Annotated in this window: 12 protein-coding genes; 2 read left to right on the top strand and 10 right to left on the bottom strand. The window is 58.1% G+C overall.

The window, feature by feature from the left end; genetic code table 11:
* Positions 1-328: 328 nt before the first annotated feature.
* Positions 329-1,636 (bottom strand): ATP-dependent protease ATPase subunit HslU, encoded by a 1,308-nt coding sequence (hslU, locus tag I9182_RS13020; RefSeq protein ID WP_209598526.1) that lies wholly within the window; start codon positions 1,634-1,636, stop codon positions 329-331.
* A 191-nt stretch (positions 1,637-1,827) separates the two neighbouring features.
* Here hslU and I9182_RS13015 point away from each other — a divergent pair, with 191 nt between their 5' ends.
* Positions 1,828-3,069 (top strand): MFS transporter, encoded by a 1,242-nt coding sequence (locus I9182_RS13015; RefSeq protein ID WP_209598525.1) that lies wholly within the window; start codon positions 1,828-1,830, stop codon positions 3,067-3,069.
* On the opposite strand, the gene hslV is transcribed toward I9182_RS13015, so the two are convergent.
* A complete protein-coding gene (hslV, locus tag I9182_RS13010; RefSeq protein ID WP_209598524.1) occupies positions 3,061-3,618 on the bottom strand; it encodes an ATP-dependent protease subunit HslV in 558 nt (185 codons plus the stop codon). The two genes, I9182_RS13015 and hslV, sit on opposite strands and share 9 nt — an antisense overlap.
* 197 nt (positions 3,619-3,815) lie before the next feature.
* Here hslV and I9182_RS13005 point away from each other — a divergent pair, with 197 nt between their 5' ends.
* On the top strand, positions 3,816-4,010 hold the full coding sequence (locus I9182_RS13005) for a DUF1127 domain-containing protein (protein WP_209598523.1): 195 nt from the start codon (positions 3,816-3,818) through the stop codon (positions 4,008-4,010).
* Positions 4,011-4,072: 62 nt separating this feature from the next.
* On the opposite strand, the gene I9182_RS13000 is transcribed toward I9182_RS13005, so the two are convergent.
* The 8 genes from I9182_RS13000 to tsaE form a co-directional block, all read right to left on the bottom strand.
* A complete protein-coding gene (locus I9182_RS13000; protein WP_209598522.1) occupies positions 4,073-4,435 on the bottom strand; it encodes a Lin0512 family protein in 363 nt (120 codons plus the stop codon).
* Entirely contained in the window at positions 4,432-4,782 is a 351-nt protein-coding gene (locus I9182_RS12995) for a Lin0512 family protein (RefSeq protein WP_209598521.1), read from the bottom strand. The genes I9182_RS13000 and I9182_RS12995 overlap by 4 nt, the downstream gene beginning before the upstream one ends.
* 73 nt (positions 4,783-4,855) lie before the next feature.
* Positions 4,856-5,176, bottom strand: coding sequence for a thioredoxin (trxA, locus tag I9182_RS12990; RefSeq protein WP_209505247.1), 321 nt, complete (start codon positions 5,174-5,176; stop codon positions 4,856-4,858).
* Between the two features lie 60 nt (positions 5,177-5,236).
* The gene (gene addA / locus I9182_RS12985; protein ID WP_209598520.1) at positions 5,237-8,596 is read right to left on the bottom strand and encodes a double-strand break repair helicase AddA; all 3,360 of its coding nucleotides are present in this window, start codon (positions 8,594-8,596) and stop codon (positions 5,237-5,239) included.
* The gene (addB, locus tag I9182_RS12980) at positions 8,593-11,517 is read right to left on the bottom strand and encodes a double-strand break repair protein AddB (RefSeq protein ID WP_209598519.1); all 2,925 of its coding nucleotides are present in this window, start codon (positions 11,515-11,517) and stop codon (positions 8,593-8,595) included. The genes addA and addB overlap by 4 nt, the downstream gene beginning before the upstream one ends.
* A complete protein-coding gene (locus I9182_RS12975) occupies positions 11,510-12,196 on the bottom strand; it encodes a nucleotidyltransferase family protein (RefSeq protein WP_209505244.1) in 687 nt (228 codons plus the stop codon). The genes addB and I9182_RS12975 overlap by 8 nt, the downstream gene beginning before the upstream one ends.
* A complete protein-coding gene (locus I9182_RS12970; RefSeq protein ID WP_209505243.1) occupies positions 12,193-13,197 on the bottom strand; it encodes a phosphotransferase in 1,005 nt (334 codons plus the stop codon). Before I9182_RS12970 ends, I9182_RS12975 begins: the two co-directional genes overlap by 4 nt.
* The gene (gene tsaE, locus I9182_RS12965; protein WP_209598518.1) at positions 13,194-13,667 is read right to left on the bottom strand and encodes a tRNA (adenosine(37)-N6)-threonylcarbamoyltransferase complex ATPase subunit type 1 TsaE; all 474 of its coding nucleotides are present in this window, start codon (positions 13,665-13,667) and stop codon (positions 13,194-13,196) included. The genes I9182_RS12970 and tsaE overlap by 4 nt, the downstream gene beginning before the upstream one ends.
* Between the last annotated feature and the right edge of the window lie 40 nt (positions 13,668-13,707).

The following is a 13,707-nucleotide window of genomic DNA, read 5'->3' as shown; positions in this document are numbered from 1 at the left end:
GTCTGCTCAATCTCCATATCACCCAACCTCAACAACCTGTTGCCTGTATTTTGGCTTTGCCACACGTGTATGAAATGTGACTTCGATTCGAAAATTTCAGAGCGTAGTTAACTGACTGCGCGAACAAATTGAATGGGCAAGCTCTTTTGTCGAGTTATGCGTCTGATGGTTTCGGCGACTTTTTTGACGGGGCTCTTTGCTGAATTTCTGGTTGTCCAGTCCTTGCCGGTGGCCATAAATATAATCACACAAATAGTAAACCGCTTTGCTTGGAACGAAAGAGCGGATGAAAGAAACGCAGAAAAGCGGCAGTATCGGATCCGAATTGCTACAAGACGTACCGGCTCAGGTCCGCTGATTTAGTCAATTCACCCAGATTTTCGTCCACGAATTGTGCGTCGACAGTTATTTCTGTTCCGGCCCGGTCTGGTGCAGTGAATGACAGCTCTTCGAAGACCCGCTCCATGACGGTATAAAGTCGCCGCGCACCAATGTTTTCAATGCTCTGGTTCACCTCGGCTGCGATCCGTGCCAAGGCGGCAATACCGTCTTCGGTAAACCCAACAGTGACCTCTTCGGTGGCCATAAGGGCCGTATATTGACGGGTCAGTGCGTTGTCGGTTTCGGTCAGGATGCGCACGAAATCTTCTTCGGTCAGCGCGCGCAGCTCTACCCGGATGGGCAGACGGCCCTGCAACTCGGGCAGGAGGTCTGACGGTTTGGCGATATGGAACGCACCGGATGCGATGAACAGGATGTGGTCGGTTTTCACCGGACCGTGTTTTGTCGAGACGGTTGTGCCTTCGATCAGGGGCAGCAGGTCGCGCTGCACACCTTCGCGACTTACATCACCACCACGCGCTTCTGTGCGGGCGCAGACCTTGTCAATCTCGTCCAGAAAAACGATGCCATTCTGTTCCACCGATTCCAATGCGGTGCGGGTGACCGACTCATCGTCCAGCAGCTTGTCGGCCTCTTCCCCAATCAGCACGTCATAGCTTTCGGCGACAGTCAGGCGTTTCCTGACAGTACGCCCGGCAAACGCCTTACCGAAGATATCACCCAGATTCATCATCCCCATCTGACTGCCAGGCTGGCCCGGAATATCGAACATCGGCATCGGGTTTGAACTGTCCGCGACGTCCAGTTCGATGACCGTCTCATCCAGTTCACCCGCCTTGAGCTTTTTGCGGAACATCTCTCGTGTGCCTTCACGGGCATCCGTACCAGCGATGGCGTCAATCACGCGGTCTTCGGCGGCTTGATAGGCTTTGGCCTTGACGTCTTCTCGCATGAATTCCCGTGTTTGCAGAATGGCGGCATCGGCCAGATCGCGGATGATTTGTTCCACGTCGCGACCGACATAGCCAACCTCTGTGAACTTCGTGGCTTCGACTTTGATAAAGGGTGCGCGCGCCAGCTTGGCCAGACGGCGGCTGATCTCGGTCTTGCCGACACCGGTCGGGCCGATCATAAGGATGTTCTTTGGATACACCTCTTCGCGAATATCGTCCGGCAACTGCTTGCGACGCCAGCGGTTGCGTAGGGCAACGGCCACAGCGCGCTTGGCATCCTTTTGCCCGATGATGAAACGATCCAGTTCCGAGACAATCTCGCGCGGGGTCAGGTCGGTCAAAGGGCAATCCTCTCGGTCGTATTTGCGTGATGCGGTCTAAGTAATCATGGCTTTGACGAAAACAAGCAAACCGCAGGTCTTGGCCGCGTTGGTTAACAATGCCTCATGCGGTTTGCAAATCCTTTGCTTGGGGAAAACACGAACCCTCTGTTACGGTTGCGTCAGGGTTACGAGCGTCAGGAGCATATGGAATGACGAAGATTGCCAAGATTACCCTGTTGTTTGTGGTGTTTGTGGACCTGATCGGGCAAGGCCTGGTCTTTCCCATCATCAATTCGCTGATCATGGAAACGAACTCGGGTTTCCTGCCGGAAAGTACGCCAGTGGGCCGCAGGCATTTTTACTATGGTCTGGTGATCGGATGCTTTTTCCTGTCGTGGTTTCTGGGTGTTGTTTATGTCTCGAAAGTGTCTGACTCGATCGGGCGAAAGAATGCGTTGCTGGTCTGCCTTGGGGGGGCGTTGGCCGGATATGCGCTGACCATTGTGGCGCTTTATCTCAATAGCCTGCTTCTGCTGATCGTCGGCCGTTCGATTACCGGGTTCACTGCGGGCAATCAGCCTATCGCGCAGGCAGCGATGATCGATGGCAGCACTGACGCGTCTGACCGGGACCGAAACATGGGCTACATCGTGACAGGTGTCAGCTTTGGCCTTGTCGGCGGGCCGATCATCGGCGCGGTTTTGTCGGATTCGGCGTTATTTGGCGGCTTTGCCACGCTGAAAACCCCGTTCTATGGCGCGTTCGTGTTGGTGTTGATCGCGATTTTTCTAGTGCTTCTATTTTTCAAGGACACCCGAACCAAGCGCGAGCCTTTTGTGTTTCGCCCCCGTGATATTACCGACAGCCTGATCGCAGTTGGCGAACACCCGCTGGTTCTGAAAATCCTGCCGGTTTATTCGTTTTTCATGATCGCCAATGTCACATTCTACGTGTTTGTCGACAATTTCCTGACCAGCGCATTCGGGTATGGGGTCATCGGGGGCAGCGTGGCGATGGTGGTCATCGGAGTGGCGCTGGCCTTTTCCAGCACGTTCCTGGTGAAGCCTGCCCAGGAAAGGTTCAGCAAACACGCGATCATATACACGTCGCTTGTGGTGATGGTCATTTGCGGGTTTGCGTTTGCCTTCAGCCCAAGCGGTGTATTCAGCTATGTCCCGGTGTTTTTCTTCTATTTCCTGTTCGGCATCGCCTATCCAACACTGTTGGGCCTGTTCTCCTCAAGCGTCAGCGAGGCGGATCAGGGCTGGGCCATGGGCGTGGCCACCGCGGTGTTCTGCCTTGCGGGCGGGATCATGTCACTGATCGGTGGCGGGTTGATGAGCATCGATATCCGCGTGCCCTATTACATCGTGATCGTTGCAGCGATCCTGGGGCTGGTCGGCATGCACCGCCGATGGAAAGGCAAAGAGATCAAGGCGCTTTTAGCCTGAGATCGTCTCAACCGTCAGGTTGCCATTGGTGTAGACGCAGATATCTGCTGCGATGGCCATGGATTGCCGGGCGATGTCTTCTGCGGATTTGTCGCTGTCCATCATGGCACGCGCGGCGGCCAGAGCGAAATTGCCTCCCGAACCGATGGCCGCCACATTGTGTTCGGGCTCTAGAACGTCCCCTGCCCCGGTGATGACCAGCAGATCCCTGCCGTCTGTCACGATCAGCATCGCCTCAAGCTTTTGCAGATACTTGTCGGTGCGCCAGTCCTTGGCCAGCTCAACTGACGCGCGGGCCAGTTGGCCGGGCGTTGCCTCAAGCTTGGCTTCCAGCCGTTCCAGCAACGTGAAGGCATCCGCCGTCGATCCGGCAAAACCTGCCACGATCTCGAACCCTCCGGGAGACAGGCGGCGCACCTTGCGCGCAGTGCCCTTGATCACCGTCTGACCCAGACTCACCTGACCGTCGCCGGCAATGACGACATGACCGTCCTTCTTGACGCCAATAATCGTTGTGCCGTGCCAACCGGGAAAGTCGCTATCTGCCATGATCGTCTCCGCTTTTGCTGGCGGTATATATGGGCCGGACCGGTTGTTGGCGCAACCCATTGCCAAACTGCCCAAAAGATATGCAAAAAATGCAAATCGGGGTTACCGGACCAGCAATTGTGAGTCCGGCCAAGCGGTACTAGATGAGGCTCACAACCGACGACGGGTCGGCTGTTTCTTCAATAAGGACTGCGCACATGGCAACTACAGCTAATATTCATGCGCCGCTCGGAGCAGCTACCATCCTGCACGTGGCGGACGTTTTCATCAATGCATTCGACAGTGTTGTCGCATGGAATGAAGCCCGTAAAACACGGAACCTTCTGTCGGAACTCAGCGACACGCAGCTGGACGATATCGGTCTGAGCCGCGCGGATATCGCTAAACTCTGATCCAACCGACAGATCGTCAAACCGAACCAGCCGCCCGGATTTCCGAGCGGCTTTTTCGTTGCTCAGCCCTGGACGTATTGCCCGGCAAGGTCGGGTAAAAAGGCCTCGACCGCGGCAGTTGCAATGACGTGCAGAGTGCCAGCTTCTTCATCGGCGACATCCAGACCACCTTTAACCGCGCGAACCTCGGCCCGGCCTCGCGGCAAGTCGACAGCAACCAACTCGCAATTCACCTGTTCCGGATTCTGAACGCCTATTGTCACGCGCACGCGCATTTCGTTGTGATCGATCCCCAGTTTTGAAAACAGCGTGATGGATGAATGATGCAGCGCGTCCTGAACCGCGCGGCGGGCTGCTTTGGTATAATCCTGACCATAAAGGTCATTGCCAGTGCCCATTTCCAGGATGATCCGCTTTTCACTCATTGCGTCGGTTCCATGTCGAAAGAAACGATCAGTGCAGCATTGGCGATGACCGTGTGGCCGTCGCCATGCGGTTTTTCGATGTCCAGCCCACCCTTTGTGACGGTAATGTTGGGCTGGCCATAAGGGAAAACGGCTTTGAGGGCGTCGGTATCCACTTGATCCGGCTGCTGCACGCCGATTTCGGCATCGATGATCATCGCCTCTTTCGGGAAACCAAACAGTTCGGCCATATTGACCGAGTTGTGCCACAGTGCGTCCCTGATCGCCCGCAGCGACGCTTCGGTATAGTCCATTCGGCGCAGGGATGTGCCCATCCCGAATTCTACAAGAACGCGCGTTTTCGCCATTGGTTTCCCCGCCGATTCAACAAAAAAGGCGCCCCGATCAGAGGCGCCTTTCGAACAATTCGTTATCGCCAGATTAGATGGATTCGTCGATCCAGCTTTGCAGCGCGGCTTTGGGGGCAGCGCCTGCGCGGTTCGATACAACCTGACCGTCCTTGAAGATGAACAGCGCCGGAATGCCGCGCACGCCCATGGCGGCGGCAGAGTTCGGGTTGTTGTCCACGTCCACCTTGGCGATCTTGACCTTGCCGCCATATTCGGCGGCCAGCTCTTCCAGTGCCGGACCGATCTGCTTACAGGGTCCGCACCATTCGGCCCAGAAATCCACTACAACTGGAACGTCCGAGTTCTTGACTTCGGCGTCAAAGGTTTCGTCGGTGACGGCTACGGTCGACATATTATGTCTCCTGAATGAAATGCGCTTGGGCTGTGAAGGTAGGGGCGGCAGTAGGCAAGGTCAAGATATCTGGGTGCAGGCCAGGGCATCCGTCACAAGATCGTGTGGCAGCCACATAAGATTTGCCGTTCTTGTCCAAAGGATTGCGGTGCGTATCTTATGGTTTGGATAGATCTGCGACAGGGCCTGCGCATACGCGCCCATTTGTCGAAGCAACCCTTCGGGGCAATCTTCGACCCGGTTCGGAACGGTGGCATTTGATTTGAAATCAATCACATGAACTTCGCTGTTCGTCACGATCAGGCGGTCGACAATCCCGTACATTCGCTGCCCGTTCAGGTCGGCAGTAACAGGTATTTCGGCCAATGTGTCCGGCGTGAACATGTGTCGCAGGCTTTCGGATGTCAGCACGCCTGTGACTTCGGTCAGCAATGCGTTCTGATCCTCGTGCCCCATGTCGGGCAGCAGGCGGGCGCAAAGCTCTGGCCAGTGGTTCTGCGTGACTTTGGGCAGATGCTCAAGCAGCAGGTGCACACGGGTTCCGCGCAGTTTGGCAGCGTCTTCATCCAGACCAGCGTCACCCGGCAACGCCTTGGCACCACCCAGATCCGAAGGGCTGATGGTGGCCGCAGGTACAACTGATTCAGCTGCGGGGTGCAGGAACATGTCGGGCAGTTCTACATGTTTGGCCGATGCGTGTGACTGCTCAACCAATGGCAACCCATCCCAGTCGCCATGGGACAGCCGACGTTTATCTGAACCAGGCAGTTGCGTTGCCCCGGCCTTTTCCATCGCCGCTTCGACCATCTGGTACCAGCTGTTGCCATCATTACCCAAATCACCCGCCGCCGCCACGATCAGCCACTTTTCGGCCCGTGTTAGAGCCACATACAGCAAGCGAAGCCGTTCGTTTTCCTCGCGGGCGCGCGCTTCTGCCCGGGCGTGAGTGATCAGGTTCGGCGATTGATCTGCCGAAACCTTCCACAGCGGTGTCCCGTCTGCCACCATGATTTCAGCGTCGCGCGGCGGCTGCCGTTTGCCGGTATCCGGTAGAATGACGATCGGAGCCTCCAGCCCTTTCGAGCCGTGCACCGTCATCACCCGGATCATATTGCCGACCCCGCTCATCTGTCGTTTGATTTCCAGATCGTCGGTCTGCATCCAGACCAGAAATCCCGTCAGGCTGGGGATATCCGTCCGCTCGTAGGCCAACGCCTGCGACAGCAGGGCATTGATACCGTCTTCAGCCTCGGGTCCCAGTCGGCCCAACAGGTTTCGCCGCCCGTTATGTCGGGTCAGAATGCGTTCGATCAGGTCATAGGGGCGCAGAAAGTCGATCTGACTGCGCAGATCGTTCAGCACGCCCAGGGTTTCGGGGAATTCGTCAGCGCGTTTGCGCAAAGCAGCCCACAGGAATTGCTCCTCCCGCCGATGGGCCAGATCGAAAAGCTGCTGCTCGGACCATCCGAACAGCGGGGATTTCAGAACTGTCGCCAGCGACAGGCTGTCTTCGGGCGTCGCCAGAAAGCCAAGCAGCGCAGCCAGATCCTTGACCGCTAGTTCGGCCCCCACCTTAAGCCGGTCCGCCCCGGCGATGGGTAGCCCGGCAACCTTGCAGGCGCGAATGATTTCGGCAAACAGGTCGGACCGGCGTTGCACAAGGATCAGAAAATCACCGGGTTGCACTTTGCGTCGAACAAACTGGCCCTGTGTGTCCCCGTCTTCAGGGATCGTTTCGCCGCCATCGATCATTTTTTTGATCGACGCAGCCACCCGTTCGGCCAGAATAACGGTATGATGCCGTGATCCGGGTCGGTCCACCGGATCAGTCCAGTCCCCCTCCTCCGCGTCTTCGACTTTTTCGACAACGGGCCAAAGATCAACCCGACCGGGCAAATCGGATTTGAAGGCGCGGTGCTGGCTTTCCTTCTGAAATCCTGCATCGGTTCGGTTATCAAAAAGCGTGTCGACCAGAGACAAGATCGCGCTGGAGGATCGGAAGGAATATTCCAGCGTCGAACCCCACAGTTTAGAGCCTGATTCAGTGAGTTTTCGGTCAAACTCTTCCTGCATCCGGTCAAAAGCCTGCGGGTCGGCGCCCTGAAAGGAATAGATCGATTGTTTTTTGTCGCCGACCACAAAAATCGTGCGCTCGACCCCTGATCGGGCCCCTTCCCCACTGGTGAACTCCTGAGCCAGTTTTTCGACCACATCCCATTGATCGGGGCTGGTGTCTTGCGCTTCGTCGACAAGAATGTGGTCGATACCCCCATCCAGACGGTATAGCACCCATTCGGCCACTGCCGGGTCATTCAGAACCTGACGTGCGCGCAGGATCAGATCGTCGAAATCCAGCCACCCCCGCAACTGCTTGCGGCGTTCATATTCCGGTAGGAATGCAGCGGCAAAGCGGTGCAATACAGCGGTTTTCTGGGCTGCAACCAGCGCCAGCCGGCGTTCGCGTGCAGCTTCAAGCCGCAGCATGAGAGCTTCGAGTTGAGGCATCCGGTCCGCCAGCGCACCTTCGCGAAGGAGTTTGGTAGGAAAGCCGTTGATCTTGGCGGTGAACGGTTCTTTTGCGCCTTTTCCTGTCAGCAGCACGTCTTCCAGCATGGGCAAGTGAGCCAATCGTGCTTCGGTGAACCCTGCCAGCTTTGCCGCTGCCTTGGCATTATTGCCGCCACTTTCGAGCAACAGGGGCAAAATTGACTGGATCAGCTCAACCTCACCACCCAGGAAAACGCTTTGGAACAACGCATTATCGTCGAAATGCGAGGGCAGTTCGAAGCGTTGCAACAGATCAGGCCAATCCAGTTGCTGCGCGAACTGGTTGCGCTTTTGGGCGATCGCCGCAGTCAGCTTGTCAAAGCCTGTATCGGTGATAAACCGGGCCACGTCTTCGATCAGCTTGGCCTGCGGGCCTTCTGCGAAATCTTCAACAATTTCTTCCCTCAGCAAAGCTGCCGCACGGTCTTCCATTTCCGAAAACTGCGGGCTGACCCCGGCCTCGAGCGGGAAACGACGCAGCAACGAGGCGCAGAACGAGTGAATTGTCTGAATCTTCAAGCCGCCCGGCGTCTCGATGGCGCGGGCAAACAGGGTGCGCGCTTGTGCCAACCGGTCTGAATCGATAACGCCGGTCACGCCCAGTTCGGCCAGGTCCTTTTGCAGCCTGGCATCTTCCAGCATTGCCCATTTGCCAAGACGGTCAAACAACCGGTTCTGCATCTCGCTGGCAGCAGCTTTGGTATAGGTCAGGCAAAGTATGTGCTGCGGTTGGACGCCACCCAGCAGCAGGCGCGCCACCCGATCGGTCAGAACCCGTGTCTTTCCTGACCCCGCATTGGCGGCCAGCCAGGTCGAGGCATCGGGTCGCGCGGCTTGCACCTGTCGTTCGGTGGCTTCGTTGCGCGCGCTCATATCAGGTCCTCGGGGCGCGTTTTGGCTGTCCGGTCCCACTCGCCGAACCGGGCCAGATGATCATAGTCACCAATATCCGTATCCTTGTGCAGCATTCGGCGGGATGAATATCCCTGATCAGGCTCTAAATAGGCTGAAATCAGCTCTTTCAATTCGGCTAGAACCTTCTCGGCGGGTTCTTTCAGCAGCGGCGCGGGCACCTCTTTATAGGCACCACCCATCCCGATGAAGATCGCCTCTGCCACCGCCATCGGGTCAAGACCTTCGATACCGCCCTGTTCGGCCATTGCAGCCTCGATCAGCAATTGCTTGTCGAATTTGGACTGCTGGCTTTCTGTCGGAGGCGCACCAGTTTTATAGTCGATGATCCGCAAGGCCCCACGGCTGTTGTGATCGATCCGGTCAGCGCGCCCCGTGAGGGTGAAATCCAGCGGGTTCAGCACCAGCTTCATCGCTGCTTCAAAGGCCACTGGCCCACCGTCACCCCGGCGCGAAAGTTCGGCGCTGATAAAGTCGTCTGCGATCCGTTCCAGCCGCGCCAGCCACAGATGCCGCGCCGTGGGCCAGGCAACATGCTGCTCCAGCAATGTGTGCGCGCGTTTCAGAAAATTCTCACGCGTCAGCAAGGCGTTGTCGAGCACACTATCCTTGACGAAATGCTCGAGGATTTCGTGGATCACGATCCCCCGCAGCAACGCGTCGGGTGCCTGGACAAGCGGATCGAGAGGTTTCAACCGCAGCACATGCTTGGCATAGATGGCATAAGGATCACGGATCAGCCGCTTGATTTCCGTTACTGACAGGTGACGTGGACGCGCGGCAACTGGCGGGCGCGGGGATGGGCGTGGCGCGGGGTCAATGCGCGGCGCGTCTTCCAGAGCCTCGGACCAGTTCAGCCAGTTTTGGCCACGGGAGCGCATTCCGGCCAGCGCTTGCGGGCCACCCTGCTCAGGCAGGCCTTGCAAGAGGTTTGTCAGCCGGTTCACCCAACGGGACGGCACCGTTTCCGCATCATCCGAGCGGGTTGCGCGGGTTAGCCAGACCTCGGGCGCGCCGATGGCCTGTTGAAAATCATGCGCCGACAGGCCGATCCGCCGTTCGGGCAACAATAGGCCCGCCCTGTCCCGCATCTGCCGGTTCAGCCAGGGGTCAGGTGCCGGGGCTTCTGGCCAACTGCCTTCGTTCAATCCGCCAAGGATCAACAGGTCTGCACCCTGTACCCGCGCTTCGAGTGTGCCCCAGATCATAATATGCGGATGTGGCGCGTCGCGGTCGCGGACCTCTTCCCCTGCTAGCAACGCGCCCAGAAGATCGGCAAAATCATGGGCCGTCATCGGCCCGCTATGTTGCGCCTCTTCCCTGAGGGAATTCAGCACTGCCAGCGCCTTTTGACCCGCGTTCTTGTCCCACAACGTGCCGGTTTCGCCTGCACTGCCGGCCGAGATCGCCTCGGCCAGTGTTGTGAGCCGATCTACCCAGTCGGAAAGCGCCAACTCGCCTTTGATCTGTTGATCGCAGAAGTGGTGAACAACCCATTGGACCCAGACCTCGGGGGTTTCTTTGCGTACTGCAAATGCGGTGAGGCTGGTGCCATCCGGAAATGGCGGGCCATTGCGGCGCAGGTCCAGTTCCAGATCACGCGTGTGCAGCAAATGGTTACCGCGTTCACTGCCGTCATGGCACAACGGGTGTTTTAGCAAGGTAAGCAGCGCCTCGCCCTCCAGACGGCGCGTGAACAGACCAGCCACATGTCGCAGAAACCGGCCCGGAGGCGAGAGTTGCAGCGGCAAACCGGCGCTGTCATCCGCCAGAATGTTCCACCGATCCAGCGCGGCGCTGACCTGACGGGTCAACATGCGATCGGGCGTGATCAGGGCGGCGGTCTGACCGGTTTCTGCAGCCTTTCGCAGGCGCAGGGCAATGGCCAAAGCCTCGTCCCGCGGTGATTGCGCCTCGACCAGTGTCAGGTCTTTGGTTGCGCCGAGTAGATCAGCCAGTTTCGGGCCTTCGCTCATCCAGGCATCGGTGATCGGGGCCGGGCGCAAAGCCAGGGAAACCAGACGGTTACGAGCAGGCGAGGGGGCGTTCAGGTCTGTCCAGGGGGTGATCTGGCCGGGTGACAGGCCCAGCCCGTGCATCAGCTTGCGAAACCGGTATTGCGGATGATCTTCCGAAGTCAACGCATCATCCAACCCTTCCCAAACGCGATCCGGCTGGTCGAAATCGTATCCGGGCAGTACCAGCGCCCCTTGCGGCAAGCGCGCGACGGCGTCCATCAGCATCAGCGTGGTGCCGCGCGAACCGGTCGACCCGGCCAGTATAACCGGATGCAGGGGGGGATCGGTTTGCCAGCGGGCGATCAGGTTTTCGACCACGCGGCGTTGGCGGGCCTGCGCGTCCATCACCTGCGAGCCCGTGTCAATGAAATGATCTGCGATACCGATAAAGGTCTGAGCCCGCGCCCAATGGCCGGACATGTCGCTGACATCCAGCCCCCGGATTGTGTCCGGCGACACACCTTCACCCTGCATTTCGTCAATCAGCGCCGCCAGACTGTCGGACAGGTCAAAAACCGACGACCGCGCCGCCAAATCCGGTTGTTGTTCCAACAATTTGGCGACCAGCTGTGTCAACTCCAGACGCCGCCGAAGGGGCGGAATGGCAGGTGGAATATGCGCCAGATCAGCACTGTCCCCCAGATCGGTAACCAGAGAGATGCGGGGCAGCAGGCAAGGTGGCCCCTGATTGAACAGATCACGTACGCGCCGTTCCATACGCCGCGTGTTCAACACCAGTTCCACCCGCGCCATAGCTTCGGGCGGGCCTGAACAACGCCGCCTCAGGCCGTCGACCAACGCCTTGGGGAAATCCGTACCGGGTGGGACGGCGAAGACGCGGGGCAGGGGTCCGGGGTCAAACATCTGCCAGCAAATCCTCGGCCAGAGCGATCCCATCGGGGTGACCCACATCACACCAGCGACCGGGATACTCGATGCCGAACAAACGCCCCTGATCCTGCATCTGGTTCCAAAGCAGGTTCAACGAAAACGCTGGCTGCGAGAAGGCGTGCAACCCTTGTGTCTTGAGAATCTGTGCACCCCCGTAAACCAATCCGGGTCCACGCGTGATCCGCCCCAACCGATCAGCGGTAAAATCACCCGGCCCGTTGTGACCAATGGCCTGCGCAGTCGGAACACACATCAAAAGCGCATCCATGCGGGACGGGTCCCATGCGTTTTGCAGCAGTTTCAATGGATTTGGGCCGGACCAGATTGCATCGGTATTCAGGGTGAACACAGGGTCGGTGCCCAGCAATGGCAGGGCTGCGCGCAACCCGCCGCCGGTTTCCAGGATCTCCGGCTCCTCCCGCGATATCAGAATGCCTTTAGGCCCGAGATGCGCGTCGAGCTGATCGGCGTGGTAATGCACGTTTGCCACTGTGCGAACAGGGCCAAGGTTGTCGACAAGGTCCAGCGCATGGTCGATCAGGGGGCGCCCGGACACTTCGATCAGCGGTTTGGGTCGGTCCTTGGTCAACGCGCCCATGCGGGTGCCAAACCCGGCGGCAAACAACATTACGGCAAAGGGCGATCCGGTCATTGCGGCCTCAGCCTGGCCAAATTCTGAGGTGTTGGTCGGGGCAGAGCGTCGTGCAACAGCGAGGCCACCGATACAAGGGCAGGGTGTTCCAGATCCCGCATGAGGTGCGACCAGACCGCCGGGATCATGTCCAGATATTGCGGCTTGCCGTAATCGGTTGCCAGCCGCGAAAAACCGCCAAGGATGCGAAGATTTCGCTGCGCACCCAATACGCTGTACGCGGTCCGAAACTCGTGATCGTCCATACCTGATCCTGCAATATAGCGGTTGATCATCTGCATTTCTGTCCCGACCGAAACATCGCGGCGAATGTCCTGAAGCAAGGACACCAGATCATAGGCGGGGTGCCCCAGCATGGCCAATTGGAAATCCAGCAATCCGACGCGCCTTATGCCGTCGCGCTCAGGCAGCCACAGAAGGTTTTCCGCGTGATAGTCCCTTTGAATGACAACTTTGTCCCCAGAGGTTTCACGGTGCAAAATATCAGCAAACCGAAGTTCGAACCGGTCCAGAACGTCCTGATCAACATTGCCCTGAATGCCCGCGGCATATTTCGTAAGCGCCAGCGCCGCCAGGTCCGTCATCAGGGCCGGGTCGTAGGACGGTAGCGACAATATTGGGGCCTGATGCAGGTGCAGCAGCACGTCTGTCGCGGCCTCGTACAAAAGGCGTTCTTTGGACGGGTCTTTTTTCAGGACGCGTGCAAACAGATCATCACCCAGATCTTCCAGCAGCAGAAATCCATATTCAGCGTCTTCTGCGTAAATCTCGGGCGCACTCAGGCCAATCGAACGCAGATACTCGGCAACACGCACAAACGATTCGACGCTTTCGCCCTTGTCAGGTGGTGCATCCATCAGGACAGCCGTTCGCCCACTGACCGGATCGGTCACGCGTTCGTACCTGCGGTTCGATGCGTCGCCGGCCAGTGGTGCACGCGTTGCACCGGCCCAAGGAGTTTGCGCAATAAGGGCCTCTGCCAGGATTGTCCTGTTTGTCATCCTGCACTCTCCAGCTTTTCTACCCATTTCGGATCGGTCCATGACAAGGACACGTGGCGGGTTTCTTCTGTGTCAGGGTCTGTTTCGAAGGCCAGCTTTAACGCAGCGGCAGGGGCTAGTGCGCCCAGCTTTTCCGGCCATTCCACAAGGCAGATTGCTGTGTCAAAGGCATCGACCAAACCCAGTTCATCCACTTCCTCCAGCGCGTTCAGCCGATAAAGATCGCAGTGCCAGATCTCACCCGCCGGGGTGTCATAGGTCTGAACCAAAGTGAATGTGGGTGACGGCACGTCTTCCGGTTCAGGCATGAGTGATTGAATGAGGCTGCGTGCGAAATGCGTCTTGCCGCTGCCGATTGCACCACTAAGCAACAGGACATCCCCGGCATCAAGCGAAGACCCGATACGGGCCGCGAAATCTGCGGTTTCATCGGGCGATATAAACGTCAGGGTTTGGGGGGTCGTCGTCATGGCGTCACAATGACGTTCTGCCTAATCGGCTGCAACCCCG

The organism is Ruegeria sp. HKCCSP351 (assembly GCF_017872535.1).
In the GTDB taxonomy this organism is placed as follows: Bacteria; Pseudomonadota; Alphaproteobacteria; order Rhodobacterales; family Rhodobacteraceae; genus Ruegeria.
The sequence above is the reverse complement of the archived record's forward strand: the minus strand, read 5'-3'. Positions and strand labels throughout refer to the sequence as shown.